Source organism: Marinicella rhabdoformis, assembly GCF_009671245.1.
In the GTDB taxonomy this organism is placed as follows: Bacteria; Pseudomonadota; Gammaproteobacteria; order Xanthomonadales; family Marinicellaceae; genus Marinicella; species Marinicella rhabdoformis.
The window spans coordinates 1,359,472-1,385,378 of the sequence record NZ_VTFS01000001.1 but is presented as its reverse complement, the minus strand read 5'-3'; the positions used below and the strand labels follow the sequence as shown (position 1 = coordinate 1,385,378).

The following is a 25,907-nucleotide window of genomic DNA, read 5'->3' as shown; positions in this document are numbered from 1 at the left end:
TTATCTCATGCCTTTGTTGTCATTCCAATGACCTGAACCGCCACGTCTATCGCCTTTTCTGCGGTCTTCTCTGTCAGGTTCCCAACGAACTTGCGCTCTTCTGGGTTCGCTGCCTTTTCTTCTTTGGCTGCGCCTTCTGTCTACTGGAGTAACGTCTTTATCATCTTTTTTCTTTTTTCCAAAAATGCCAAACATAGCTATACCCTTTTCTTATTCAATACATTGACACTCCAATTAAAATCATAGGAGTGTCTATTTAAAATATCACATTTGTTGACATTTTGCACCTGTGACTAACAATATCGCTATTAAACAATGATTAATAGCTCATACCATCGAACTCTTGGATGTTTTTTAATAACAACATCACCTGTTTCTCTATGCTGTCTCTGTCATTTGCATGACCAATTCTGCGCATGTCATCTGAAATCGCAATCCACCAACGCATGTGTGTCGCACTTAATTGTGCCGCAACGGGTACCAAATCTCTCACCAAAGGCAAAGAATATAAGCAAGTTCTTTTCAGCATTTGAAGGCTTTCAAGGTCTAAGGTTTGCCTATCGAGTTTTTCAATCAGCTGCTGAATAATGGCCGGGTCGTTTTCCAATGCAGTTGAACTGCTTGGCTCCGCATTATCTTCTAAAAAACCAATATCTAAATATGATAAAAAGCTGCGCAACGAACCTCTGAGAGACAACCACAACTCATTCTTTCTTTGCATTTCTCTGGTTTTTTGAAAATATGACAACAAGCCTATCCAGAAAAAACCTTCTAGACAAAAGCCTATCAATTCTGGAACGATATTGTCCCTGAATGCCGTTTCAGAATTGTCTGCAGAAAAATATTGAAACAAAAAGAAAGCCGTTATGCCAAACACCGCCATTGGCGCATACATCATATACTTGTTATTCATCTGTACCTCCTGTTTGTGCGTAGGCCTTGATCACACGGCAAATTTTTTCAGCTTCTTCAGATGTAAAGTTTAATGGCAAGCCTTTCATATATACCGTTAATCCTTTGCGTAAAGGTATTGGAATGATGTCATCGGGTTGAGTGCTTTGCTTGAGGGTGATGGCTTCCAGTGCCTTTTGTTCTTTTCTGCTGCGTTTTTTCTCTTGGGTAGGTGCTTGTATTTGCCCCAAGCCCATTTCCTTATATTGCCTTGGACTTTCTAACCAGACAAAATAATCATCCAATGCAGACCGCAGTCTGGCATTGTATAAATTCAAGGCTTCTTCCCTGATACTTGAATTTTCCAACTTATGAATTCGCGAGCATAATTCATCCACATCCAATTGTCGTAAATTGATTCGTTCATCAGGCGTCACATGTTCTAAAAGCTGTTGAGCTGCTGTTTTTCTGCTGCGCGCTACGGCTGGATTCATTAAACCTGATACTGCAGCTTCTTTTAAAAACTGTAATAAGCCATCTTTACTGTAATTATGATCAGTCATTTTTGCTGGTGATTATTTTATTACGTATAATCTTAACGACTCAAGAAGAGAAAAGTAACTGCTATATTATTTTCTTAAATTCTGATTACATAAATAAACCACTGGGACAAATCAATGAAATACTTAAGTTATATTTTAATCACATTATTCACCACTGGATCATTTTCCTATGCCGCTGACCGTGTCACCGGGAAGGATTTTGTTACGCGATCTCCCGTATTGGCAGGTCATGCCATGGCCGCCACATCCCAACCATTGGCAACTCAAGTGGCCTTGGATGTCATGAAAAAAGGTGGGAATGCTATTGATGCAGCCATTGCAGCCAATGCAGTACTGGGTTTGGTTGAGCCTACTGGTAATGGTATAGGCGGTGACTTATTCGCCATTGTTTGGGATGCCAAAACAAAAAAATTACATGGGCTGAATGGCTCAGGCCGCTCACCGAAATCGTTAACCCGTCAATGGTTTATTGACAATGGTTATGACAAAATTCCCTCACATGGCCCATTACCCGTTTCAGTTCCTGGCACGGTAGATGCTTGGTTTATGTTACATGGTAAATTAGGCAAACTACCCATGTCTGAAGTGCTACAACCAGCGATTAACTATGCTGAACAGGGTTTTCCTGTTTCTCAACTGATTGCCTATTATTGGAACCGTTCGACACCACTTCTCAGCAAATACCCCGGATTTATTGAACAATTCACTAATAATGGTGAAGCACCGGCACATGGTGAAATATGGAAAAACCCATACTTGGCCAACACCCTGAAAACCATTGCCAAAGAGGGCCGTGATGCTTTTTATAAAGGTAAAGTAGCCAAAACCATCGCCGAATATATTCAACAGCAAGGCGGCTTTTTATCTGTTGAGGATTTAGCTGATCACCGTGGCAACTGGGTCGATCCAGTCAGCACCAATTACCGTGGATATGATGTCTGGGAATTACCACCCAATGGTCAAGGCATTGCTGCTTTACAAATATTGAACCTGTTAGAAAATTTCGACCTTAAATCATTAGGTCATGACAGCCCAGAGTATGTTCACCTGTTCACTGAGGCTAAAAAACTGGCTTTTGAAGACCGCGCCAAATACTATGCCGATCCGGAGTTTAATCAATTGCCCGTGGAAGAACTCATCAGCAAAGCCTATGCCAAAAAACGACTACAACTGATTGACAAGAATAAGGCAGGCAAACATTTTCCTGCAGGTAATGTGGCTTTATCTCATGGTGATACCATTTACCTGACCACGGCAGATAAGGATGGGAACATGGTTTCCTTGATTCAAAGTAATTACCGAGGTATGGGTTCAGGAATGACACCACCTGGGCTGGGATTTATTCTTCAAGACCGTGGTGAAATGTTTTCTCTAGAAGCAGGGCACTTTAATGCCTTTGAGGGCGGAAAAAGACCTTTTCATACCATCATCCCAGCCTTTGTCACCAAGGATGATCAACCGTGGATGAGTTTTGGATTGATGGGTGGTGCCATGCAACCACAAGGTCATGCTCAAATCATCATCAACATGATAGATTTCGGCATGGATGTGCAAGAAGCTGGTGACGCCGCACGTATTCACCACACGGGATCATCTGAACCCACTGGTGAAATGATGACTGATGGCGGTATTTTGAATTTAGAAAGTGGCTTTTCATACCCTACCATCCGCGCACTGATGCGAATGGGACACAAAATTCAATTTGCCAATGGGCCTTATGGCGGTTACCAAGCCATTCAAAAAGCTGAAAATGGTGTTTATTGGGGTGCTTCAGAATCACGCAAAGATGGACAGGCAGCTGGTTATTAAACACATTAAGGACACATAACATCAATAACTTACAAGCTTTTCTTGATTTTTTTAATTAAATTACTTGCATTAAGAAAAGTTCGTATGTTACTGTATCAATTAAGAAATGTGTCCTAAACCGATTTCAAACATTCGGTTATACCTCTTAATCCCAGTCCAACCCGATTGGGATTTTTTTTGCCTTCAATTTTCTTCTTTCAAATTGACTCGCCAAGGTGGGTTCAATCGATCTTCTCCAGCCCAATACAATTTAATTTTATTACCAGATGGGTCATGCAATACAGCTTCTCTCCACAAGTAGTCCTGATCAATTGGTTCTTGATCGAATAATACGCCTTTCGTTTTTATCACACTTACCCAATGGTCTAATTCCTTTGATTCAAAATAAATGGTGGCACCGTTGTTGAATGGCTCTGTTTCCAGTGACAAGGAAAAGCTGGCGCCATTGGGGCATTCAAATCGCGCATAATGTGCTGTATCTACAATCTGTATAAAACCCAATTTAAGGTAAAAACTGGTGGCTGCCCGCATGTCACGTACTGGCATCGTAACTTGATTTAAATTCACAGTTTATCCAGCGCTTGATCCCAGTCTGCAGTCAGGTCATCAATGTGTTCTATACCCACTGAAATTCGCAACAAATCATCAGGTGTTAAGCTGTCATCACCTTCTACAGATTTGCGGTGTTCAATCAAACTTTCAACACCTCCTAGGCTGGTTGCCGCTGTGAACAAATTCAGCTTGCCAATCAATGCCATGGTTTCTGCTTGGCTTTTGCCCAACTGGACTGACAACATGGCACCTGAACCCTCTGGCATTTGTTTCATTGATAAATCGTATTGCGGGTGTGTCGGCAAGCCCGGAAAGTGGACCATCGCCACTTTTTCATGAGTGGACAAATGTTTGGCCAGTTTTGTCGCATTTTCTGACTGTTGTTTAAGCCTCAAATACAGCGTTTTAATACCTCGGGTCATCAACCAACAGTCGAAAGGTGCAGGGACAGCCCCTCCCAGTGATTGAATGTTTTTAAGCACTGGCGCCAATTCTTCTGATACAGGTTCACCAAGCACCAATGCACCACCCAAACAATCGGAATGTCCTCCAAAATATTTTGTTGTCGAATACATCACCACATCAGCCCCTAAATTCAAAGGTTTTTGAAGCACTGGCGTACACCAGGTGTTATCAACAACCGTGATCGCACCATTGGCTTTAGCTAATTTTGACAAAGCAGTAATGTCACTGATCTTTAACTGTGGATTTGATGGGCTTTCTAACCAAAGCATGGCCGTTTCTGGCCTGATGGCTGCTTGAACGGCTTCGTAATCGGTCATGTCAACAATGCTGTGTGACAGTTCCCAACGTTTAAACACATCTTTGGCTACCGCTTGAACAGAGTAATAAGCGTCATCAGGCAGGATTACATGATCACCTGCTTTCAAGGCTTGAAACATGGTTGAAATGGCTGCCATTCCTGAAGCAAAAGCAAAGGCAGTTTCACCACCTTCTAATGTGGCCAGTGCTTCTTCTAACAACTGACGATTGGGGTTATCATGGCGCGTGTAAATATAGCCACTGTTATAGCTGCCATCGAGTTCACGCTTGAACGTGGTGGTGGGATATATGGAGTTGGCTACAGAGCCCGTTTCATCACCCTTTGGTTCGGTGGATTGAATTGCCATGGTGGCAAAGTGCTTTGCAGTGTTTGGTTTTGATGCTTTGCTCATGACTTTCAGCTTGGAAAAGACATGATTTTACTTTTTTTGGGTCAGTAAAACACCACTGAACACCAATATTGTGGCGATAAACAAAGTCGGTGTAATGGGTTCTTTTGACCAAAGTAAGCCACCAAGAGCCGCCAAGATGGGTACTGTTAATTGTAAAACCGCCGCTTGCACCGCCCTTAATTTAGGCAACACGGCATACCAAAGCACATAACCCAACGCCGAAGTCAAGGCACCCGATACCACAGCAAATAAAGCGCCTTTGTCTGTTATTTCAACCGATGGCCATTGCCACATCATCAGAAGCACCAAAAAAGGTACAGTTAAAATAAAATTCAATGCTGTGGCTTTAATAGGGTCTTTGGTTTTTTGACCCCACAAGGAATACACCCCCCAACAAAAACCAGAAAAACACATCAACAACAAACCAATCAATCCAGGCTGTCCCCATAAAGGCCACAGCCAATACAACAGGCCACTGCTGGCCAAAACCATGCCCAACCACTCAAAACCGTTAGGCTGGTGTCCTTTCATTAGACCACCAACCATCATGGTGATTTGAACAGAGGCAAACAGAATCAAAGCACCTGCACCCGTGCTCAGGCTGTTATAGGCATATGAAAACCCTAAGGCATAACCCAACAACATAACAGCAGGTATCCATTGTTGTGTCCATGATGACTTGTCCTTGGCTGTATCATTATACCTAATCAGCATCAAAACCATCAAAACTACCGCCCCTGAAATCAAACGAACTGCTGTAAACCCCAAGGCGTCAGCTTCACCTGTTGCCAGTGCCAAACGACACAACACTGAATTTCCAGCAAATGCCAATAGGGCAAGTAGGGTATAGCTTATCGTTTTCAATTGTTTTCTGGGTGGTAAATCACTGGATGGCTCGGCACCGCGTTTAACTTTAACTTCGGTGTTTGTAAATTAAGCAGGTAAATACCGTCTTCGATGCTTTGTGGAATGTACGCCATTTCTGTGATGGTTTTGTGGGTATATTGTGAATCTTTCAACTGATGACAACCTGCAGCAACGTTCCAAAATAATCGGTGATTACTTAGCAACCCATCATCACAAAGCCGATCAACTGAGGGCATATCAACCAACAAATGTTCAATTTCTGTACTTTTTGCAAGCCATTTCATGGCGTCATTGGTGAAAAATGGAGGCTGCACCTCATCACCATATTGATAAGACTGCTTGGACTCATCATTCGGTAAGGTTCTGATTATCAATGCTTTTACACCAGTGTGTATGCTTTTACACACAGCTGTAAGGTTTTTCTTACTGATGATTTTGTCATTGTTTTCAAGGACCGGCTGGTATCTGTCGGTTCCTGTATAACCAGCTTCAGGTTTTACAGTAACCACTTGTGCTAATACCAGTGCTTGTTTGATCACTTCATGTGGCGCCAAAAGCTCATCAATGATGTGGGATATGCTCTCAGTATGGGTACCATTACAGTGTGGATTAAGATAAACATCCTGTGCATTGCAAGAACCACCTTGGCGTGTATCACCCACAAAACTTCCGGATTGCATTGGCTGCGCCGCAGCCACCGTCGCACCAAAATGATTCGGTTGTGGGCCTTCAAAATTTAAAGTGATGCCTATGGATTCTGGTGTTTTAGTTAAATCAAACGTAAAGCCTTGAACAGCCAATTTCATAACAAAGCACTCATGAAAAAATGCTCATGACAAGGCAAAACGTTGAGCCGAAACATTCAACCACTCCAAAGCCGTACCGGATAACATACGGGCTTTGATTTCATCAGAATAACCACTGCTTTCAATCAATTTTCCAGGTTGTAATTCACCCAAGGGAAAAGGATAATCTGTACCCAAAGCCAAGCGATCTGGCCCCATCAAATCAACCAAAAACTTCAGCATACCCGGGTCATGCACCAAGGTGTCTAAATACATTTGCTTCAAATATTTACGCGGGTTGTGTGGGTTATCCACAGCCACCAAATCTGGTCGCACATCAAAACCATGCTCAATGCGGCCAATACTGGCTGGAAATGCACCGCCGCCATGAGCAAATGCGATGCGCAAATTTGGCAAACGCTCCAAAACACCGCCAAATATCAAAGAACAAATAGCCAATGAAGTCTCTGCTGGCATACCCACCAGCCAAGGCAACCAATATTTATTCATCTGCTCTTTACCCACCATATCCCAAGGGTGAACAAAAATCGCAGCCCCCAAATCTTGAGCCGCTTCAAACACGGGAAACAGTGCCGGTTCATTAAGGTTCCATTCATTGATATGAGAGCCAATTTGGACTCCTGCCATGCCCAGCTCTTTAACACAACGCTCTAATTCTTTGATCGCTAAATCCGGGTCTTGCATGGGTAAAGTGCCCAAACCAACAAAACGATTGGGGTTAGCTGCCACTTTTTGGGCAATGTCATCGTTTAAAAATTGTGCTAAATCGTAGGTGTCTTTGGCTTTGGCCCAATAACAAAACATCACTGGAACGGTCGATAAAACCTGTACATGGACACCGTGCTGGTCGCAATCTGCAAGTCGCGCTTGCGGATCCCAGCAATTGGATTCGATGTCACGAAAAGGCTTGTCATCCAAAAGCATTCTGGCACAACCACAACCGGTGTGGTCTAGTTGAACAAAGCCGCCATATCCATACTTTTCGCGTAAGTTAGGCCAGTTTTCGGGTAATATATGAGTATGTATGTCTATTTTCAACATCAAACCTCCTTATAATGACAACTTGTTTGAATCAGGCATCACCGTGCCACATTCATCACAAGTACGCAGTGATTCATCAGCAAAAAAACCATCAAAAACGGGCAAAAAGTCTTTTTCAATACTCTGCAACTTAAAATAGGTTTCATACAACAAGTGGTTACAATTTTCGCAATACCACATCAAGCCATCCATCTCATCATCCAAACGTTTGCGCTCAACCACTAAACCCACGGAGTCTTTGAACCGGACAGGAGAGTGGGGCATTTTAGGTGGTAGCAAGAAGATTTCTCCTGCTTTGATAGGATAATCAACCACTTGACCATCTTGTTGTGTCTTCAACAACATCTCACCTTCCAACTGGTAAAAGAACTCTGGACCTTCATCGTAGTGGTAATCTCTCCTTCCATTAGGCCCACCGACCACCATCACAATAAAGTCGTCATCTTCGAATACTTGCTTGTTACACACCGGTGGCTTGAGTAAATCTCGGTGCTCATCTATCCATTTTTGAAAGTTAAACGGTGGAACGGGTTTATTTGAACTCATGGTGACTCCTATTCATTGTTTGCGTTGATGGTGGCTATGCATTTCAATTCTATCGCAATCGGTGTGGGTAATGCGTTGATTTCGACCGTCGTTCTACACGGCTGGTTTTCAGCAAAATATTCCGCGTACACCTTATTGTAGGTTTTGAAGTCATCCTTCATGTTAGTTAAAAACACCGTCACATCGACCAAGTCTGACCAGTCGGCACCCGATGCCTCTAACACCAACTTCACATTTTTAAACACACTGTGACACTGGGTTTCTATACAATAGTCAGTGATGTTTCCATCCGAATCTAATGTCACACCCGGAATCTCTTTCGTGCCTTTACTTCTAGGGCCCACTCCGGATAAAAACAACAAATGGCCCACTTGTCGTGCATGTGGGTACAAACCTACGGGTTCTGGGGCTTGGTCAGCCATGACTTTATTCATATTTTATTGCGCTCTCTTTGTTTGTTCTGGACTTCTGGCTTTGTGACACTCAAAATAATTGCCAAAAGTTCTATTAACCTTTGAAGGAGGAAATCATCATGCTAATAGGTTACATCACCCTCGGCACCAATGACTTGGATGCTGCATCTAAATTTTACGACAAGCTGTTCGAAGAAATCAACGGCAAGCGCATCATGGAAGAATTAGAGGCCCAAGGTTTCATAGTTTGGGCGTCAGATATGGATTCGACTGGATTTGCTGTTTGCAAACCACACAACGGTAAAGCCGCCACTGCAGGAAACGGCAACATGACCGCCTTGAGTGCTGGCTCAATTGAAAAGGTCGATGCCATTTACAACACCGCCATCAGATTAGGTGGCACTTGCGAAGGCAAACCAGGTGACCGCGGCAACGGCTTTTATGGTGCTTATTTTAGAGATTTAGACGGTAACAAATTAAACGCTTATTACATGGCTGGTGAATAACAGCCCCAACCCATTACCCACTCAGAGAAACAAAATGAAAAAATTGTTTAAATGGATCGGCCGACTCTTGTTGGTTGTTTTGATTTTAGCGGGTGCTTTCTTTACCCATGTTTGGTATTTCAAGCCCTATGACATCAACTTATTCTTTGGCCGTACGGCATTAAAGTTTGCCCTAGACAGCCCTGAAACACTGAGCTCAGTTCGTGTTTTAGAAGGCATGGGCATCACAGGTCACAATGCCAAATTAGATGATGCCAGTATGGCTTCAGGTGATGAGATGTTTCAAATGATCACCGAAGCACACAAAACATTGAAATCGTATGCTGACGAAGACCTCAATGCTGCAGACAAAATGTCCAAAGATGTGATGCTGTCCTTATTGGATTTGGTAGTAGAAAACCAACGCTTTCGTTACCATAACTACCCAGTCAATCAACTGTTTGGCGTTCAAAATGGCTTCCCTTCATTTATGGAAAGCACACACCAGGTCCATAATGTAGATGATGCCGAAGACTATATCAGCCGCTTATCATTAATAGGGATTAAATTTGACCAAGTGTTGGAAGGCTTAAAGCACCGTGAAAATTTAGGTATATTGCCACCCCAATTCGTCGTAACCAAGGTATTAGACGAAATGCGCGGCTTTGTTAACACCCCAGCTGAGGACAATATTCTGTATATGGCTTTGGGCGAAAAGATGGAAAAAGCCAAATTAGAGCTGTCTGACCAACAAGCGATAGCCAAACAGGCCAAAGCAGAAATCGAAAAAACTGTCTATCCTGCTTATCAAAAGTTAATTGATTATTTTGTGGTACTAGATAACAAAGTTGAGAATAACTACGGTGTTTGGAACTTACCTGACGGTGATGCTTTTTATGTCACGGCTTTGAATTTATTCACCACAACTGACTATACACCTGAATACATACACAATTTTGGCTTGGAAGAAGTTGACCGCATACAAGCAGAAATCTTAGAGATTTTAGCAGGTGAGGGCTGGGATGTGTCAGCAGGATTCGAAAGCAGCATTGCCAACATGGCCATCAACGAGAAGTTCTACTATTCTGACTCAGATGAAGGCCGTGAACAAATCTTAGATGACTACAAAACCATGTTGGTCGACATCGAAAAGCAATTAGATTCGCACTTTTATGACATCCCAAAAGCCAAATACGATGTGCAGCGAATTCCTTTGTTCAAAGAAAAAACATCACCTGGCGCCTATTACCAAAGACCCGCGATGGATGGCTCAAGACCTGGTGTATTTTATGCCAACTTGCATGACATCAAAGCCACACCCAAATATGGCATGAAAACACTGGCTTACCATGAAGGCATTCCAGGCCACCACTTTCAACTGGCTATCCAGCAGGAATTAGAAGACATGCCGTTTTTCCGTAAAATGGTGCCTTTTACAGCTTATTCTGAAGGCTGGGCCTTGTATGCTGAACGTGTGGCATTTGAGATGGGCATGTTACCAGATCCTTATGACAACATCGGTCGATTGCAAGCTGAATTGTTCCGCGCTGTTCGTTTGGTGGTCGATACGGGTATTCATAAAAAACGTTGGAGCCGAGAAGCTGCCATCGATTACATGTTAAAAAACACAGGCATGGCGGAATCTGATGTGGTTGCTGAAATAGAGCGTTATTTCGTTATGCCAGGTCAGGCCACAGCTTACAAAGTCGGAATGACCAAAATTCTTGAACTACGTGACAAGGCACAACAAGCTTTGGGAGACCAATACGATGTGCGTGACTTCCACCGTGTGGTATTAACCAATGGCTCAGTGCCGTTAAATATCTTGGAACAGTTGGTTGACCAATACATCAAAGAGAAATCTTGATGTGATTACATCTACAAGCTCAAAAAAAAGCCCCAGTTTGGGGCTTTTTTTGGATATAAATAAGCTGACTTATTTGATGCCTCTTTTCTTTTTAATATCAGCAATTCTTTGCTGACTTTCTATGAATTCTTGTATCTTATAATTATTTTCGGCTTTAATGATATGAACAGGGTCCCAACTTTTCCCTTCTTGCAAATTGCCCCCCATATCCATTTTCCCCCATTGAGAATTAGCAATGTAATACACATCACCACCATCAACAAAACCTTTGGTCATTGCCGAAGCCAACTCGTTGTTACTTTCTACTGGAACAGCACCTTGAAAGAACAGGTCTTCCTTCAACAGTACTCTCAAAATTCTGTTTGGTGATGTTTGATTTTGTATAGCAATCAAATCACCATCAGAATAAAACAAATCATCAATACCACTTAAAAAAGTCTGTTTAGGATCATTTAGCATTTTATATGCTTTTGTATCCCTATTGATTAAAAACAATCCTTTGTCGTAATCTGAAACATACAAAATTGAAGCGTCATTATTGCTGGTAATGGCTTTTACAGATGACAACTGGGCCACATTTAAAAATGGTTTAATTTGACTTTCACCTTCATTGACAGTCATTACTTCTCTGGTGAATGGGTTGATAAAATACAAATCACCATTATCAGTCACATGTAAAGCATTAAACAACAGCGGCTTGGATAAAGATGATGTGTCTATATTTTCCAACCATTCACCAGTACTCAGTCTAAATTTTGATATGGTTGCCATTCCAAAGTTCGCCTGCGTTGTACCATTGTATTGAGGCATACTGGCCGTGGCCAACCACAAAAAATCTCGTTTCGGATCTGTCACCAAGTCAACAACACCGTAGGTTTCATTTTCTCCTGTCTGTGGTTTGATAAATGGTTTAAAAACCCCAGATTCTGTGATGAAGTACACCTCACCGGAACGGATGCTGCCCAACAAAAACCTTGATCTATTTTTATCAAAAGCTATATTTTCAAACAACATGCCACCATATTGCTCTGAAACTTTTGCCACAGACTGACCTGTTCCATAAGGTTTTCCATTTGCAATCATTCCATCTTCAATATAGTCATAAACTTTCGTCCCTGCCACTTTATTAAAGTCAGTATTTTCTGCAATTGGGTAGCTGAATCCAGCATTTTGAAGCTTAACCAAAGCATTGTAAGCTTCTGTTTTTTTGTCTAACAAAGCATAAGATTTGGCTAATGAAAACAAATATCGAGTGTTTTGAGGTCTTAATTCAACCAAGCGATTCATCACCAAGTTAAACCGTTCAAACTGTTGTTTTTTAAATGTTCCAGCCGCCACTTGTTCAAGTTGATGAATGACATTCGTCTTGTTTATTTCAGTCTCAAATGCTTCGTCAGATACTTGGGCGTGCACACTGAAAGAGAAAAGCAACAACAAGGTCATAACTATTGTTTTCATATATTGTCCTAAGGGTTAATAACTGCAAGCTCAGACAAACAAAAACAGCCTGAGGTTCAAAAAATCAGGGCATTTTAACAGATGCAAAGCTTCAATCTCCCCAGAATGCTGATAAAATAAGCGCTTTTAAGCCTTTCTAAGCATTCATGACCTTAAAAAATGATTTATTTTTACGTGCCTTGCGCCGTGAAAAAACCGAGAGAACACCCGTTTGGTTGATGCGACAAGCTGGTCGTTACTTACCAGAATACCGTAAAGTCCGTGCAGAAGCAGGAGACTTTATGACCTTGGCCAGCACGCCTGAAATGGCTTGTGAAGTCACCATCCAGCCTTTGGAACGATTTCCTTTGGATGCGGCCATTATATTTTCAGACATCCTAACCATACCTGATGCCATGGGCTTGGATTTGTATTTTGTTCAAGGAGAAGGGCCAAAATTCAAAAACCCAATCACCTGTGCTGCCGACATTGAAAAATTACCAGTTCCTGACGCTGAAGATTTGCAGTACGTTATGGATGCGATTTCTTTAACCACCAAAACATTGGATGGCCGCGTTCCTTTGATTGGGTTTTCTGGCAGTCCTTGGACATTGTTGACATACATGTTGGAAAATGGTGGAAGTAAAGCGTATGCCAAATCAAAAGCCTTGCTGTATAAAACACCAGAGTTGGCACACCAATTATTAGATAAATTGGCACGTTCCATTGTGAAATATTTAATAGGTCAAATAGAAAGCGGCGCATCAGCTGTACAAATTTTTGACAGCTGGGGTGGGGTATTGAGCCCCGCTGATTTCCAGCAGTTTTCATTGAAATACATGCAACAAATTGTCGATGGTTTAAAACAAGCTGGCTATGGCGAAACACCTGTAATTTTGTTCAGCAAAGGCGCTAATCGGAGTTTAAATGCCTTGGCCAATACCGGTTGCCATGGCTTGGGTGTCGACTGGACCATCAACATTGATGAAGCTTTACAGTTGACTGAGGGCAGGGTGGCTTTACAAGGTAACTTAGATCCTGCCACCTTGTATGCTTCTGATGAGTTTATTGATCAATCAGTCAAACGAGTGATAGATTGTTATGGTGATCAGCCCGGACATATTTTTAATATGGGTCATGGGATGCAACCCGATATGGAGCCTGAGAAGGTCGCTGTATTGGTAGATGCGGTCAGGAAATATTCAACCCGCTGATGAAATATAAACTGGCAAAATTAATTGATATTCCTTTGAATGGCTGGAGCGAACACAGCATTCAAACCAACAATGGATTTGTGTCAGTGATGATTAAAAGGTTAGCTACAGAGTGGACCGCTTTTGTCAATGAGTGCCCGCACCAAGGAAGGCGCATGGACTATGCTGAAAATGCTTTTTTGGAAACACCTGAGCATTATTTGGTTTGCCCGGCACACGGTGCCACATTTGAAATTGTCGATGGCGAATGTAAAACTGGCCCTTGTGTTGGGCAATCATTGAAAAAATTAACTGTAGAAATAGACAACAAGGACGTCTATGTTTGGTTTAGGTAAGCAAACTTTTCACATGCTAATCCGATATGGTCTGGTCGGTGTGGCGGCAACCATAGCGCACTTTGGTACCGGACTGCTTTTGCATGAAAAACTGGGGTGGTTGGCCTTTTGGGCACATGCAACGGGGTTTGTTGGTGGCTTACTCACGGCCTATGCGGGGCACTATTATTTCACATTCAAAGACGATCAAGCACACCAGAAACGGTTTCCAAAATTTGTCGTCAGCTCTTTAACCGCACTGTTTTTACATCAGGGAGGTGTTTACCTTTTTGTTCATCAATGGGGTTGGGATTACAAAACATTGGCTGGCCCGGTTCTGATGGTTTCGGTTCCTGTGGTGACTTTTGTGATGGCCAAGTTTTGGGTTTTTGCACCTCAGAAACCGGAATAATATTATCGTTACAGATGGCATCCAAATAACTAGCATCTAAAGGCAGCAACTGAAAGTCTGTCGGCAAGTTATCAAATTCATCTTCATCAAAAAAATAAAAAACTTTCATGGTGTAATTCTCAAGAAATAAAAACACCAGTTTAATCACCAAATCTGGCAAATTTATGTCAACTTGATGCCAAAACAGCTATATTCATCTCATTCCAAACTTAATGACTCCAGTAGTAACGCCTTTGACAACATAACTTAAGAATTTGACCAATCGAGTGCTCTCAAGCCCTTCTGACCCATAATCTCTGTGGCTTTCTTCATCAGCTAAAATAGAAGATACAGCTTCAAAGGCATGTACATCATCAACCTGTTTTAAGTACTTTAGCTGCTCTTTTAAATGTGACACCACCGTATGCTCGACAGCAAATGTGCAAGATTTTATTCCCTGAGTACCCAACAGGGATGAAACGAACCCCAGAAAATAACCACCTAAACCACAAAAATAATAGCTTTTACATCGAACGCCATTCCTGCGACTGATTTCTTCATCAAACACCTGTAAATGCCGACGTTCATCCACAATAAAATCATTCAGCACGGGTAACATTTTGCGGTTAAAGATAGTACAAACCCAAATTTGAGCGCGGTAAATACAAACAGCACCAAACTCACCCGCATGATTGACTTTCAAAATTTTAGTCGCTGTCGGAATGTGGTTGTTACTGTCTTTGTAAATCACGCCTTTGATAAGATTTTTTTAAAACGCTTTTGACTGGCTTCAGTCCAAACGTCTTTGAAATTATAATAGGCTTGATATTGCGGAATGGTGTCTTCAATCATCAAGCCTTTTTGGCTGTCTTTAAGAAAAATGTGTACATCAGGTTTAATCCAAGATGCTTCATCCAATGATCCTGATGAAACAAAACTGAGGCGGTGCAGCATGATAGACGCTATAAATCGCACTGCCACACTTTTTACAAAAATAATTATCATGTGGCTTACCGCTGCCACCAGTTGTGGAAAACTTTGATGGCTTTCCATGTGTAAACACCAAGTCTTTGGCCTCAATCCACAGGTTCACACCATAAGCACTGGACGATATTTTTTAGCACTCAACACAATGACAGGCATGTGTCACCAAGGGCTCGCCAGTAAACTCATAACGAACCTCGCCACACAAACAACCACCTTTTTTCATATGTATTTCTCTCTTAATGACAACGATATCGGTCAATATAAGTCAGCTTATTAACTGATAATGAGCCGGCTTCAAAGCCACCTAATTCTGGCTGCCAGGAAACATGAGCTGTTTCGTCATCTTGTATTTTGAAAGTGATTTGACCCCATAATTTAGGGTTATAATCTTGGGTAATATAGTCGGGTGGAAAGTTTGGCCCTGAAGCTGAATAGGCATTCAAAACCGCCGTATCACCTTCTATGTTACCATCTGCAATCATCCAGTATTGTTCACCGTTATGGTAGGTAAACCAGGTCAATATCATGCGATCAACTTCACTTGCTATGACTTGTACTAAGAACCCATGACCGTTTTCAGAAGGGTTATACCAAGAGCCTGTGTGACAGGTTTTGATACCTGTTTGGTTTTTTACATTACCACTGAGCACAGATAACCTTTCAAGTGCCATTTCACCTTGAGAAAACCCATAGGTTGATCCATCCCAGGCCATATTCAGTTTGTGTTTATCTGTGAAGGTTAAGGTCATATTACCCCATGCTTCTAATTCAACATCACTGCTGTTGAATGCCGCACCAAAACTGGCACCTGTGGTAATAGCCAGTGGAATTGTGGCAGAATTACCCACAACTGGGCCGACACCAGTTACCCACATCGGTTCACCCTGGTCGTATACATACCAAGCCAAATTAACTTGCGGCACACCATTTGAGATCACTTCTTCAACCTGAAGCCCATGACCATTTTGAAGTGGGTTAAACCACAAACCACTGAAATCTTGGTCAATAGTGGTGTTTACAAAAGTAGTGATTCCAGCCACTTGTTCAAACAATACCAAATCTAAATCGCCATCACCCTCTAAATCAGAAACAAATGTTTCCATCGATGTATTTACGCTTTGATTTTCCGCTGCACCTTGTTCAACATAATTAGATCCATCACTGATTAAAACTTGTCCTTTTTCAGTAATAAAATCAACTTTTTGGTCCATGTTAAAGTCAAAAGCATATTGAGGGTAACCAGGTGTGGGTGCAGGCATTTCGTATTGGACTAAAGACTGACCGTCAAAATTTAAATACTTATAAACAGAGCCTGTGTTTGATAATAACACGTCATTGCTTTGATCGTTATTCAGGTCACCAATCAATATATTAGGGAGATAAAAACTGCCTTGATAGTCAGCGGTTTTTGTAAAACTGCTTTGGTATGAATAAACTGAAACACCTTTAAACTCATCATCAAAGCCTAATGGTGAATTTGTAACTAATTCAACCTCTCCATCACCACTTAAATCACCCAATCCAAAAGCCCTAAACTCACCTTGTATTGATTGTGCCACACTGTAGGTGTTATCAGAATCAGATTTTGACAACACAAAAATGCGTCCATAAAACTCCTGAATGACAATTTCCTCAATACCATCTTTATTTAAATCAAATGCCTTAACTTTAAATGGGTCTGCTGGAATCATATTATTAGAAAATGGGTCCGACCAATCCAACTGACCAGGTAAACTAAGTTCAAACTGTTCAAAACTGTTGTTTTTATCATTTATTAATAGATAGGCTCCCTTACTTTTATCAATTACGACTAAATCACCCCAACCATCTTTATTTATATCTGTTGCATGAAATGCAGAAACAACATGCTCAGTCCAGGACTGAAGTGGGCCAAAACCTGTTCTACCACGCCCTTCAGCCACCTTGATACCACTGTCACCCACTAAGATCAAATCTTTGTTTCCGTCATTATTCATATCAAGCAAAGCTGTATTCCTGAACACACCCCATTTTCCATTTATGTCAGCTTGACTCATTTTTTCAAACTGTTCAGGAGCCACTTGCTTCCACACACTCAAACCATGATAGCCAACAGAAATAACATCTTCATCACCGTCACCATCGAAGTCACTGGCTACCGAGTGAAAGACCTGACTGTCATCAAAATAAATTTCATCTAAAGAGTAATCCACTGCACCTGATGCTGATGTTTTTATGACTCTTGACCTTAAATCTAACTCATGTGTGTACCACAAATCTAAATCACCATCAGAATCTACATCCAAAAACACGCCATTTTGAATCCCAGGATATCCGAAATATCCAGCAACAGACCCTGATTCAAACACACCATTTCCTTTATTGATGTATCGAGGTAACATGTACTGAGTAGAAAAGGTTTGAAAGTCAATCAAACCATCATTATTAATATCCTTTAAAATAAAGCGACCATGATAAGGAGTAGACGCCAAGCCTGTTACTGGGTTTTCAACATCAAACCCTGCTGTTCCATTATTTAAATAGACGGTTACCCAATCATTTGCTGACCAAATATCAATGTCGCCATCACCATCAAAGTCTCCCAGATCAACATTCAAAGCATCTTCAAATACATCAGAAAACCCTGTTTCTTTCTGCGAAAACTGTCCTGAACCTCTGTTAATAAATAGGTCTGCACTTCCTAAATACTGGTCATATACCACCAAAACATCTTCAGTACCATTCCCATCAAAATCCCCTGAATGAACCTGTGCATTTCTTTGAGAGTAATTTTCTTTCACAGAAATTAATGTTTTATCAAAACCTCCTGTACCATCATTCAAATAAATGGTGTTTTGTGCCGAGTCATTTTCACCAAAACTTTCTGTTACCCAAATATCGAAATCACCATCATTGTCAAAATCTTTTATACTAAATCCACCTGCAAATTGTTGTTGGTTAAACTTAGTATCCAGAATAAACTTCATTCCGCCCTGGTTTAAGTATATTGAAACGCCGGTAAAGTGGTCAGATGCAATAACAATGTCATTTAATTCATCACCATTCATATCAGCTGATTTGACTGATGTGGCACGACTGTATTGTGTGTATTTGGCATTGGCTTTTAAGGTGTCTTCTTGGGCAAAGACAAAGGTGCTGCTTAATAAGGCAAGTAAAGGTAATTGTTTATTCATCTTGTTGTTGTGTGTAAGTACAACTTGCTATTATAAATGAATAATTAAGTATTTTTCAGTACAAACACCAAACTATCAACATCTTGCCCTTTCAGCTGCGTGACTTCTTTTCTTTTCATGCCCAGTTTTTCTAATACTTTTTGAGAGGCAGTGTTTTCTGGGTCTGTATAGGCCAAGATTTCAGGCAGTTCATGGCGTTGATTTTCATAATCCAACACCGCTTGGGCCGCTTCCGTGCAAAAACCACCGCCTCGGTAGTCAGTTAAAAATGCAAAGCCAATATCAGGAGGGCCTGCTTCATCCCTTTGTATCAAACCACAAATACCAATCCCTTTATTATTAAACGATACTTTATACATCCCAAAGCCATGCTTTTCATAATGACCAACAAAACGTTCTGCTATATATGACTTGGCATCATCCAAACTGCGAATGCCTCGGTCACCGATAAAGCGAATACAGACAGGGTCTGTGAATATATCAAAAATCAATTGTATATCCGATGTGCTGATGTGACTTAAAACCAGTCGTTCAGTGGTCAGAATAGGGGACATCATTTTGGTTTAAGCTTGGCTTGATAGCGAGGTAAGTCATGGCGTTTCAAATCATAAGTTAACACCTTAGACTGCGGGTCAAACGCCAACATCCAGACATTGGTAGCAGCCGCTGGTATCAAGTCGGCTGTTTCTTGGTCGGCTTGAAAGTGCTGTTGCCATGTTGTGCCATTCTCATTGGCCCAACCACCGTAGTTGGTTATTTCATCTAGTGTGCCATCTTCATGGCGGTGATCATGTTTGAGTAACAAACCTTTATCACTTTGGGTAATCACCCAAGTTCTTGAGTGGTTCTCACCGACAACAAACTTCACACGAATTTCTTCAGCAGAACATTCGCTGAAATTGGCCACCAATAATTTGCCGGCAAAATCATGTTTTGGATCGTCAGGAAAAGTACTGTAGCCAGTGAATACTTGCCCGCACAAACTTGATAAGTTTTCAAAAAAAGTAGCTTTGGTGTTCACTGGTTTGTGTTGACATGCTGACAAGAAAGCCACCAAAATTATTAACCCTGTTTTTTTCATTTTATTTCTCTCTTAGGTTTGGATAACAAAAACAATCTGTGGTGTGGTCATTAACCATGCCGGTAGCCTGCATCAAGGCATAACAAATGGTAGTTCCAACAAACTTGAACCCACGTTTTTTGAGGTCTTTACTCATGGCATCAGATTCAACCGTACTGACAGGCACTTCTGACATGTCTTTCCATTGGTTTACTATGGGTTTTCCGCCAACAAACTGCCAGATGTAGTCATTGAAACTACCGAACTCCTTTTGTACAGTAATTAACGCTTTGGCATTACCCACCGTTGACCTGATTTTTAATTGGTTTCTGACAATACTGGCATCTTCACGCAAAGCTTGAATTTTTTCTTCAGAAAATTCTGCCACTTTTTTATAATCAAAGTCAACAAACGCTTTTCTGTACCCTTTGCGCTTGTTCAAAATGGTCGCCCAACTTAAGCCGGCTTGCGCACCTTCTAATGTCAAAAATTCAAACCAAACGCGATCATCTTTTACAGGAACACCCCATTCTTCATCGTGATAGGCTTGGTAATTTTCATCCTGATTTTCTGCCCATCCACAACGCTTTTTCATGTTATTTTGCATCACACTTCAACCGCAGACCACTTTCTGCCTTGCCACATGATTACCATTGCTACGGTTAACACCATGCGGTAAATGATGTGGCCAATCCAAATAGCTGTCAAGCCCATACCTAAATAAGGCCCCACAAACCAAGCTGCTGGTAAAAACATCAGCCACTGTAAAACAAACGAAACCATCATGGTTCTTGATGTATCACCCGCTCCATTGATGGTGTTGAAAAAAACAATACCAATACTCTCTATAGCCAAAGACAAAGCTGCCAATTGTAATGGCAGGCGTGTTAATTCACGAACCGGTGGTTCTGATAAAAACACCGCCATGATTGGGTCAGGAAACAGCATCACAGGCAACATCAAAACCACCACCAAAACACCTGCCAACTTGGCCGCATCCCAGCCCCACTGGTGGGCTTGATCAATGTTGTTTTGACCCATCGCTTGACCAACCAGTGTGGCACCGCCGATGCCAATACCCAGTGCTGGCAATATACCCACCAACATCAAATTAATGATCACATTGGCGCCAGCCAACTCTTGGGTGCCCACTTGACCGACAATCCAAAACAACACAGTGAACCCCGCAGCGAAAAAAAACTGTTGGAAAGAAGAGGGGATAGATGTTTTTACGACTTGTTTGACGGTTTCTTTTTTTGGCCAAGTTTGCATGAAGCCAAAATCTTTGGTGCGACTGATGGCAACATAAAAGTAATAACAAGTACTTATGGCCATAGAGATACTGGTGCCTAATCCTGCACCGGCTGTTCCCATTTCTGGCAAACCAAATTTTCCAAAAATCAGCACATATGAAATGACGATATTGCAACTGTGCGCCAACAACAAGGCTTTCAGGTACACGCCGGTCATGTTGATGCCACTCCAGTAGCCACGAAAACTGAAATGCAGTCCCAAAAACATCACACCAAGAAAGCGCATTTGCAAATAGGGTACGCCTTGTTGCATCACTTCAGGATCTGAGTTGGTGATTTGAAATAAAGTCGGTGACAACCAGTAGAGTAAAAAAGTGATTGGAATGGCCGTCAAAGCAATGATAATCAAAGCTGCATGCAAGGGGTTTGCCGCTTCGTTTGACTTTTTTTCTCCCATGCGCCTGGAAACCATCGCTTGAACACCAGCTCCAAAGCCAAGGAAAAAAGCCACACACATGTAATTAATGAACCCGCCAAGACCCACAGCAGCCAAAGCCGTTGACCCCAACTGTCCAACCATTGCTGAATCAACCAAATTCAAGATGTTTTGAGACATCATGCCACCAATGATGGGTAAAGATATGGCTAACAATGCCTTGGTTCGTTTTTTATCAAGCATTGGTCTATGGTATTCTATTTTTCGTACTTTGGCTTGTAAAATTTAAGCAAAAAAAACCACCCTGTTGCGGGTGGTTTTCTCGAGTTCATAGAGATATTAACGTTCATTGTTGCGTTTTTTATGTTTCATTTTTTTGTGTTTTTTCATTGCCATGTGCTCTTTTTTATGGGCTTTCATTTCTTTGTATTTGGCCATTTGTTCATCATCTAATATCGCTGACAAACGGTCTTCATAATCTGCATAAATGTCTTTCTTTGCTGCTGACATTTGTTCATGCTTTTCTTCTTTCAATGCTTTCCAAGCCGTTTTCTGCTCATCGGTCAAATTGTAATCATCATGACCTTTGTGTCCTGGTCCTGCCATCACAGAAAAACTCATCGCTAACATCATCAATATCATCATTTTTTTCATAAATCACCCTGGGGGTTTTGTTTAAAGTAAAATCATGATAACAACCAAATTCACAACAAATGTGGAAGAATTGTGAAAATGCTATTCACTGTTGATGAACTTATACCCACAACCATATATCGCTTGAATGAAATTATGTTGAGGTGACAATGTTTTGAGTTTTTGTCTTAATTTCTTAATGTGTGAATCAATCGTTCTGTCTGTCACAATGCGGCCATCATCATAGACAGCATCCATCAATTGGTCTCTGGTATAAATTCTACCCGGTTGTGACATCATTTTAGTCAATAACCTGTATTCAACAACCGTCAGTTGTACATGTTTACGTTGTTGTTCAACCGTCATGTCGTTGTCATTGGTTTGGAGCGGACTGATATCTGTTTTATTTAACTGTCTTAGCTGCACTTTGACCCGAGCCACCACTTCTCTCGGGCTGTAAGGCTTACACACATAATCATTGGCCCCAATTTCCAATCCCAAAATCCTGTCAATTTCATCAACCCTGGCTGTGGTCATGATAACAGGCGTTGATGAGTTCATTTTTCTTATCATCTGACACACATCCATGCCATTCAATCCTGGTAACATCAAATCCAACAAAATCACATCCACTTGGTTTTCAGATAAAAAAGACATCACCACATCACCGCGTTCCAAAATAGTTGTCTGATAATGTTCCTGTTTTAAATAATCTGACATGGTTTTTGCCAAATGCAATTCATCCTCAACTATCAATATATGCGGCATATCAAACCACCTTTGGTAGGGTAATTTTCATTGCCACACCACCCAATTCTGAAGGCATGGCTATGATGTGTCCTTGGTGTGCTGAAACAATGTTTTTTACAATCGTTAAACCCAAACCTGAACCACCTGTTTTTTTGTTTCGAGATGCTTCTTTTCTATACAACCTGTCGAACATCTTTGCCATTTCTGCTGTGGTTAATGTAGGCTCTGAATCAGCAATCAATAATGTTATCACCTTGTCCTTGCATTCAATGCTGACTTCAATCACCCCTCCGGCATCTGTATAACTGATGGCATTGTTGACCAAATTATTTAAAAGTTGATGTAACCGGTTGTGATCTCCTAAGACATAACAAGACAAAGACGATTCTTTGAGTTTCAAAGACAAATCTTTTTGTTCTGCTGCCAAACTGAATGCGGCAACTACCTGTTTAACCAAAGGCACTAAGTCCATCTTTTCCATTTTGTAGCGTAAGGTACCCAAATCTGACAAACTCAATTGGTGTAAATCATCCACCAAATTTTTCAATGCCGAAATTTGTCCGTGCATGGTGCCTACACTTTCCTTATCAGCATGATGAATACCATCTTGTATCGCCTCCAGTTCTGCCATCACCACAGCAATCGGTGTACGCAACTCATGGGCGATGTCTGCCATTTGTTTTTTCTGTGTTGCTGCATTAGATTCTAATGTTTCAGCCAACCGGTTAAAGTTAGTAGCTAATTGTCCCAATTCATCTTTTCTTTTTATGTTAGTTCTGACTGAATAATCGCCAGAAGCGGCTTTTTTGGTGGCATTGTTGATGGCTTTGATGGGTTTAACTAAATAATTGGCAACCGGCACAGTTAACAACACACTGATCACCAACAAAATAACAGCCATCAGTAATATCAGTTTTTTTATGCGAGATGCAAAGTTTCTGTCTTGTTTTGAAACTGAAGCCTGCTCACCCGTAGATATCAAGAACCCCACGACTTTTTTTTGATGCCAAATTTTAAACACACTTCCTTGGTCTTTTTCCCATTCAGAAGCGCCTACAATCTTTTTTTTCTTCGTGTCAAATAAGGCATAGTTGGGTATGAATTGATTAAGCTTTTCTTTGATTTCATCTCGCAATTCAATGTCAGGTATTTTCATACCTTTGTGTGTTTTTTTTGATTTAACTTCACTGGCTTTTCTGCTGACTTTGATGGCACTTTTGTTGAGTAAATGAAACCACTGCCTTTCATTACCCACCAATTTATCCCAGCCACCTTCATTGTCATAATACCATTCCAATGTATTAATCACGCGGTGATTGAATTCTTTCGACAATGATTTTTTGTAGTTTTTAAAGCTTTTATCAACGCCCTGTTGCATTAATAAAGACATCACCAACACAACCATACCGGTGATAACCAATAACAACATAAATACTTTGGCTTTTAGAGAATAGTTTTTCATGAGGGTTATTAAACCCTAAAACTGTGTAAACAATATGAATTTTTTATTTTACTAATATTTTCAATTACCCTCGTTTATTGTGAATCAAACCAACATTAAATTACTTTTTTCCAATAAATACTGGCTAGTTTTTTGTATTTGACTATGATACTTGTTTATTTTGGAAAACTTTATGTTAGCTGCTAATGGGCTGTTCCCGATTCAAAGATTAAAAACAGAAAGTAATAGAAATGAAAACATCAAAACCATAAGGTCACTCGTTCACACCAGTTATCAAGGACACAACCAGTGTGTTTGCCGTGTTTTAGGTCAATTTTTAATGTTTGTAAATACCTTAGATGAACGGCTCGGCATTCAGTTACAGATGAATGGTTTTTGGGAAATGAATATAACAGAGTATATTGCAAGACATGTTGAGCCAGGCATGACAGCTCTAGATGTTGGTGCTAATTATGGCTACTATTCAATGCTTATGGCTTCTTTGGTCGGCCCTCATGGTGAGGTTCATTCCTTAGAAGCCAATCCCAACCTGAGTAAGCTTGTCATAAAAAGCAGTAAAATCAACGGTTTTGAAAACAAGATAAATGTAATTAACAAAGGCGTTTCTGATGTTGCAGGGGAGTCTATTGACTTTGCTTACAGTGACGACACACCAATGAATGGTTTGCTTGCAGACAATGTGTCTGTTCAAGCCCAAAAAAGGCACTACCCTAATTTAATTCAAGTCGAAACAGATTCTATCGATAACTTACTCAGTCATGTTAATCAAATTGATTTCATTAAAATTGATATTGAAGGTTCCGAAGACAGGTTTTGGTATGGAAGCAAGAAAACCAGAGAGAAAAATCCCAACTTAAAAATTCTGATGGAGTTCAACAGAGCCCGTTATAACAATGTTGAACATTTTATTAACCAAATATTTGATGAAGGTTATCAAGTGATTAAACTGAGTCACAAAGAATCTTTGTATGAGCCTATAGATAAAGATTATTTATTAAACTCAAGTACCAGTCAACATTTAATGTTAGCCATCACCAAAACTGACACCTGATTTGTTTACTAAATTGTTGAATATAATAAAGAAACTTGAACCTACCAAAGTTTCTTTAAAGAATACACCTTGCTCACTTTGTGGATTCAAATACCAGTTAAAAATTTTCAATGATGAAATGGGCGTGCGTTGTTTAAGATGTAAAGGCTCTGCTGTCAGCCAGTCTTTAGCCCAAGTATTTAATAAACATGTAGATAAAAATCAATCACTTAAAATCTACGAGCTATCTTCGCGCGGTTCATGTTTCCAATGTCTGCAACAATCTATTCATCAGCTAACTTTCAGTGAATATTTTGATGATGTTCCATTAGGAGTTTTTTATAACGACACTCAGTGCCAAGACGTACAACAACTGACTTATGTAAATAATCAATTTGATGTATGCACGTCACTAGAAGTTTTTGAACATGTAGAAGATGACTTGAAAGGTTTCAGAAATTTATAGGGTACTCAAACCAGGCGGGTTAATATTGTTCACAGTACCACTAAGCACCCAAGATAAAACCACAGAACGCACAGCCATCATTGATGGTAAGCGAAAACAAATTTTACCCGCTGAATACCATTCTGACTCTTTGCGTGGTGTTGATAAGGTCTTTTGTTATAGAAATTATGGATTTGATGTAGTGGATAGAGTTGAAGCCGTTGGTTTTAAATCTGCAAAAAATAATTAAACCTGATACAGATGCCTTTTTTGGTTATGGACGCTCCGTTATTGTGGCTCACAAACC

Annotated in this window: 30 protein-coding genes and 1 pseudogene; 9 read left to right on the top strand and 22 right to left on the bottom strand. The window is 40.8% G+C overall.

The annotated features are described in order from the left end of the window. The 3 genes from FET73_RS06150 to FET73_RS06140 form a co-directional block, all read right to left on the bottom strand. Positions 1-195 (bottom strand): hypothetical protein, encoded by a 195-nt coding sequence (locus tag FET73_RS06150; RefSeq protein WP_154223016.1) that lies wholly within the window; start codon positions 193-195, stop codon positions 1-3. A gap of 124 nt (positions 196-319) precedes the next feature. Next, entirely contained in the window at positions 320-913 is a 594-nt protein-coding gene (locus tag FET73_RS06145; protein ID WP_154223015.1) for a hypothetical protein, read from the bottom strand. Beyond that, a complete protein-coding gene (locus FET73_RS06140; protein WP_154223014.1) occupies positions 906-1,454 on the bottom strand; it encodes a hypothetical protein in 549 nt (182 codons plus the stop codon). The genes FET73_RS06145 and FET73_RS06140 overlap by 8 nt, the downstream gene beginning before the upstream one ends. A gap of 114 nt (positions 1,455-1,568) precedes the next feature. Here FET73_RS06140 and ggt point away from each other — a divergent pair, with 114 nt between their 5' ends. Beyond that, positions 1,569-3,263, top strand: a complete 1,695-nt coding sequence (gene ggt, locus FET73_RS06135) for a gamma-glutamyltransferase (RefSeq protein ID WP_154223013.1) — start codon at positions 1,569-1,571, stop codon at positions 3,261-3,263. 183 nt (positions 3,264-3,446) lie between these two features. Here the strand turns inward: ggt and FET73_RS06130 are convergent, their stop codons facing one another. Genes FET73_RS06130 through FET73_RS06100 form a run of 7 tightly spaced genes read right to left on the bottom strand, consistent with a single transcriptional unit; the run spans position 3,447 to position 8,684 of the window. Continuing rightward, positions 3,447-3,830: a VOC family protein gene (locus tag FET73_RS06130; protein ID WP_179952124.1), complete on the bottom strand. Its 384-nt coding sequence runs from the start codon at positions 3,828-3,830 to the stop codon at positions 3,447-3,449. Beyond that, a complete protein-coding gene (locus FET73_RS06125; protein WP_218944272.1) occupies positions 3,827-4,990 on the bottom strand; it encodes a trans-sulfuration enzyme family protein in 1,164 nt (387 codons plus the stop codon). Before FET73_RS06125 ends, FET73_RS06130 begins: the two co-directional genes overlap by 4 nt. Before the next feature lie 27 nt (positions 4,991-5,017). Further along, complete coding sequence (locus FET73_RS06120; RefSeq protein WP_154223012.1) at positions 5,018-5,854, bottom strand: DMT family transporter; 837 nt, start codon at positions 5,852-5,854, stop codon at positions 5,018-5,020. After that, a complete protein-coding gene (locus tag FET73_RS06115; RefSeq protein ID WP_154223011.1) occupies positions 5,851-6,663 on the bottom strand; it encodes a cyclase family protein in 813 nt (270 codons plus the stop codon). Before FET73_RS06115 ends, FET73_RS06120 begins: the two co-directional genes overlap by 4 nt. 24 nt (positions 6,664-6,687) lie before the next feature. Beyond that, positions 6,688-7,704, bottom strand: coding sequence for an amidohydrolase family protein (locus FET73_RS06110; RefSeq protein WP_179952123.1), 1,017 nt, complete (start codon positions 7,702-7,704; stop codon positions 6,688-6,690). A 9-nt stretch (positions 7,705-7,713) separates the two neighbouring features. Next, a complete protein-coding gene (locus FET73_RS06105) occupies positions 7,714-8,250 on the bottom strand; it encodes a 3-hydroxyanthranilate 3,4-dioxygenase (RefSeq protein WP_154223010.1) in 537 nt (178 codons plus the stop codon). A gap of 8 nt (positions 8,251-8,258) precedes the next feature. After that, positions 8,259-8,684, bottom strand: a complete 426-nt coding sequence (locus tag FET73_RS06100; protein WP_154223009.1) for a RidA family protein — start codon at positions 8,682-8,684, stop codon at positions 8,259-8,261. Between the two features lie 98 nt (positions 8,685-8,782). Here FET73_RS06100 and FET73_RS06095 point away from each other — a divergent pair, with 98 nt between their 5' ends. Together FET73_RS06095 and FET73_RS06090 are read left to right on the top strand one after the other, a co-directional pair. Next, complete coding sequence (locus FET73_RS06095) at positions 8,783-9,169, top strand: VOC family protein (RefSeq protein WP_154223008.1); 387 nt, start codon at positions 8,783-8,785, stop codon at positions 9,167-9,169. Between the two features lie 34 nt (positions 9,170-9,203). Next, positions 9,204-11,015: a DUF885 domain-containing protein gene (locus FET73_RS06090; RefSeq protein ID WP_154223007.1), complete on the top strand. Its 1,812-nt coding sequence runs from the start codon at positions 9,204-9,206 to the stop codon at positions 11,013-11,015. Positions 11,016-11,084: 69 nt separating this feature from the next. Here the strand turns inward: FET73_RS06090 and FET73_RS06085 are convergent, their stop codons facing one another. Further along, positions 11,085-12,473, bottom strand: a complete 1,389-nt coding sequence (locus FET73_RS06085) for a hypothetical protein (protein WP_154223006.1) — start codon at positions 12,471-12,473, stop codon at positions 11,085-11,087. Positions 12,474-12,619: 146 nt separating this feature from the next. Between FET73_RS06085 and hemE the strand changes: the two genes are divergently transcribed. Genes hemE through FET73_RS06070 form a run of 3 tightly spaced genes read left to right on the top strand, consistent with a single transcriptional unit; the run spans position 12,620 to position 14,392 of the window. Continuing rightward, entirely contained in the window at positions 12,620-13,666 is a 1,047-nt protein-coding gene (hemE, locus tag FET73_RS06080) for a uroporphyrinogen decarboxylase (RefSeq protein WP_154223005.1), read from the top strand. Next, positions 13,666-14,001, top strand: coding sequence for a Rieske (2Fe-2S) protein (locus FET73_RS06075; RefSeq protein ID WP_154223004.1), 336 nt, complete (start codon positions 13,666-13,668; stop codon positions 13,999-14,001). The genes hemE and FET73_RS06075 overlap by 1 nt, the downstream gene beginning before the upstream one ends. Positions 14,002-14,014: 13 nt before the next feature. Then, the gene (locus FET73_RS06070; RefSeq protein WP_179952122.1) at positions 14,015-14,392 is read left to right on the top strand and encodes a GtrA family protein; all 378 of its coding nucleotides are present in this window, start codon (positions 14,015-14,017) and stop codon (positions 14,390-14,392) included. Between the two features lie 193 nt (positions 14,393-14,585). Here FET73_RS06070 and FET73_RS06065 read toward each other — a convergent pair whose 3' ends face one another. The 11 genes and pseudogenes from FET73_RS06065 to FET73_RS06015 all read right to left on the bottom strand — a co-directional run bounded on the left by FET73_RS06065 (position 14,586) and on the right by FET73_RS06015 (position 24,125). Beyond that, the gene (locus FET73_RS06065; protein WP_154223002.1) at positions 14,586-15,122 is read right to left on the bottom strand and encodes a demethoxyubiquinone hydroxylase family protein; all 537 of its coding nucleotides are present in this window, start codon (positions 15,120-15,122) and stop codon (positions 14,586-14,588) included. Further along, positions 15,119-15,289 carry a hypothetical protein gene (locus FET73_RS06060; RefSeq protein ID WP_484502565.1) on the bottom strand — a complete coding sequence of 57 codons (171 nt, stop codon included), beginning with the start codon at positions 15,287-15,289 and terminating at the stop codon, positions 15,119-15,121. The genes FET73_RS06065 and FET73_RS06060 overlap by 4 nt, the downstream gene beginning before the upstream one ends. Then, positions 15,282-15,581, bottom strand: a pseudogene (locus FET73_RS15615) (GFA family protein). The gene FET73_RS06060 and the pseudogene FET73_RS15615 overlap by 8 nt, the downstream one beginning before the upstream one ends. A gap of 13 nt (positions 15,582-15,594) precedes the next feature. Beyond that, positions 15,595-18,531, bottom strand: coding sequence for an FG-GAP repeat domain-containing protein (locus FET73_RS06050; protein WP_154222999.1), 2,937 nt, complete (start codon positions 18,529-18,531; stop codon positions 15,595-15,597). A gap of 44 nt (positions 18,532-18,575) precedes the next feature. Then, the gene (locus FET73_RS06045; protein WP_154222998.1) at positions 18,576-19,088 is read right to left on the bottom strand and encodes a GNAT family N-acetyltransferase; all 513 of its coding nucleotides are present in this window, start codon (positions 19,086-19,088) and stop codon (positions 18,576-18,578) included. After that, on the bottom strand, positions 19,085-19,612 hold the full coding sequence (locus FET73_RS06040; RefSeq protein WP_154222997.1) for a hypothetical protein: 528 nt from the start codon (positions 19,610-19,612) through the stop codon (positions 19,085-19,087). The genes FET73_RS06045 and FET73_RS06040 overlap by 4 nt, the downstream gene beginning before the upstream one ends. 1 nt (position 19,613) lies before the next feature. After that, positions 19,614-20,186 (bottom strand): DNA-3-methyladenine glycosylase I, encoded by a 573-nt coding sequence (locus FET73_RS06035; protein WP_154222996.1) that lies wholly within the window; start codon positions 20,184-20,186, stop codon positions 19,614-19,616. A gap of 11 nt (positions 20,187-20,197) precedes the next feature. Then, entirely contained in the window at positions 20,198-21,523 is a 1,326-nt protein-coding gene (locus tag FET73_RS06030; RefSeq protein WP_154222995.1) for an MATE family efflux transporter, read from the bottom strand. Between the two features lie 96 nt (positions 21,524-21,619). Next, positions 21,620-21,934: a hypothetical protein gene (locus FET73_RS06025; protein ID WP_154222994.1), complete on the bottom strand. Its 315-nt coding sequence runs from the start codon at positions 21,932-21,934 to the stop codon at positions 21,620-21,622. Between the two features lie 81 nt (positions 21,935-22,015). Further along, a complete protein-coding gene (locus FET73_RS06020) occupies positions 22,016-22,681 on the bottom strand; it encodes a response regulator (RefSeq protein ID WP_154222993.1) in 666 nt (221 codons plus the stop codon). Position 22,682: 1 nt separating this feature from the next. Then, positions 22,683-24,125: an ATP-binding protein gene (locus FET73_RS06015; RefSeq protein ID WP_154222992.1), complete on the bottom strand. Its 1,443-nt coding sequence runs from the start codon at positions 24,123-24,125 to the stop codon at positions 22,683-22,685. A gap of 172 nt (positions 24,126-24,297) precedes the next feature. Between FET73_RS06015 and FET73_RS06010 the strand changes: the two genes are divergently transcribed. Genes FET73_RS06010 through FET73_RS06000 form a run of 3 tightly spaced genes read left to right on the top strand, consistent with a single transcriptional unit; the run spans position 24,298 to position 25,850 of the window. Beyond that, complete coding sequence (locus FET73_RS06010) at positions 24,298-25,176, top strand: FkbM family methyltransferase (protein WP_154222991.1); 879 nt, start codon at positions 24,298-24,300, stop codon at positions 25,174-25,176. A 16-nt stretch (positions 25,177-25,192) separates the two neighbouring features. Further along, positions 25,193-25,621: a methyltransferase domain-containing protein gene (locus tag FET73_RS06005; protein WP_154222990.1), complete on the top strand. Its 429-nt coding sequence runs from the start codon at positions 25,193-25,195 to the stop codon at positions 25,619-25,621. A 25-nt stretch (positions 25,622-25,646) separates the two neighbouring features. Next, positions 25,647-25,850, top strand: coding sequence for a hypothetical protein (locus FET73_RS06000; RefSeq protein ID WP_154222989.1), 204 nt, complete (start codon positions 25,647-25,649; stop codon positions 25,848-25,850). Positions 25,851-25,907 lie beyond the last annotated feature (57 nt).

Coding starts and splice junctions, on each gene's coding strand:
- FET73_RS06150 (WP_154223016.1), bottom strand. CDS start 195: ATGTTTGGCATTTTTGGAAAAAAGAAAAAAGATGATAAAGACGTTACT.
- FET73_RS06145 (WP_154223015.1), bottom strand. CDS start 913: ATGAATAACAAGTATATGATGTATGCGCCAATGGCGGTGTTTGGCATA.
- FET73_RS06140 (WP_154223014.1), bottom strand. CDS start 1,454: ATGACTGATCATAATTACAGTAAAGATGGCTTATTACAGTTTTTAAAA.
- ggt (WP_154223013.1), top strand. CDS start 1,569: ATGAAATACTTAAGTTATATTTTAATCACATTATTCACCACTGGATCA.
- FET73_RS06125 (WP_218944272.1), bottom strand. CDS start 4,990: ATGAGCAAAGCATCAAAACCAAACACTGCAAAGCACTTTGCCACCATG.
- FET73_RS06115 (WP_154223011.1), bottom strand. CDS start 6,663: ATGAAATTGGCTGTTCAAGGCTTTACGTTTGATTTAACTAAAACACCA.
- FET73_RS06110 (WP_179952123.1), bottom strand. CDS start 7,704: ATGTTGAAAATAGACATACATACTCATATATTACCCGAAAACTGGCCT.
- FET73_RS06105 (WP_154223010.1), bottom strand. CDS start 8,250: ATGAGTTCAAATAAACCCGTTCCACCGTTTAACTTTCAAAAATGGATA.
- FET73_RS06100 (WP_154223009.1), bottom strand. CDS start 8,684: ATGAATAAAGTCATGGCTGACCAAGCCCCAGAACCCGTAGGTTTGTAC.
- FET73_RS06095 (WP_154223008.1), top strand. CDS start 8,783: ATGCTAATAGGTTACATCACCCTCGGCACCAATGACTTGGATGCTGCA.
- FET73_RS06090 (WP_154223007.1), top strand. CDS start 9,204: ATGAAAAAATTGTTTAAATGGATCGGCCGACTCTTGTTGGTTGTTTTG.
- FET73_RS06085 (WP_154223006.1), bottom strand. CDS start 12,473: ATGAAAACAATAGTTATGACCTTGTTGTTGCTTTTCTCTTTCAGTGTG.
- hemE (WP_154223005.1), top strand. CDS start 12,620: ATGACCTTAAAAAATGATTTATTTTTACGTGCCTTGCGCCGTGAAAAA.
- FET73_RS06075 (WP_154223004.1), top strand. CDS start 13,666: ATGAAATATAAACTGGCAAAATTAATTGATATTCCTTTGAATGGCTGG.
- FET73_RS06070 (WP_179952122.1), top strand. CDS start 14,015: ATGCTAATCCGATATGGTCTGGTCGGTGTGGCGGCAACCATAGCGCAC.
- FET73_RS06050 (WP_154222999.1), bottom strand. CDS start 18,531: ATGAATAAACAATTACCTTTACTTGCCTTATTAAGCAGCACCTTTGTC.
- FET73_RS06045 (WP_154222998.1), bottom strand. CDS start 19,088: ATGATGTCCCCTATTCTGACCACTGAACGACTGGTTTTAAGTCACATC.
- FET73_RS06040 (WP_154222997.1), bottom strand. CDS start 19,612: ATGAAAAAAACAGGGTTAATAATTTTGGTGGCTTTCTTGTCAGCATGT.
- FET73_RS06035 (WP_154222996.1), bottom strand. CDS start 20,186: ATGAAAAAGCGTTGTGGATGGGCAGAAAATCAGGATGAAAATTACCAA.
- FET73_RS06030 (WP_154222995.1), bottom strand. CDS start 21,523: ATGCTTGATAAAAAACGAACCAAGGCATTGTTAGCCATATCTTTACCC.
- FET73_RS06025 (WP_154222994.1), bottom strand. CDS start 21,934: ATGAAAAAAATGATGATATTGATGATGTTAGCGATGAGTTTTTCTGTG.
- FET73_RS06020 (WP_154222993.1), bottom strand. CDS start 22,681: ATGCCGCATATATTGATAGTTGAGGATGAATTGCATTTGGCAAAAACC.
- FET73_RS06015 (WP_154222992.1), bottom strand. CDS start 24,125: ATGAAAAACTATTCTCTAAAAGCCAAAGTATTTATGTTGTTATTGGTT.
- FET73_RS06010 (WP_154222991.1), top strand. CDS start 24,298: ATGTTAGCTGCTAATGGGCTGTTCCCGATTCAAAGATTAAAAACAGAA.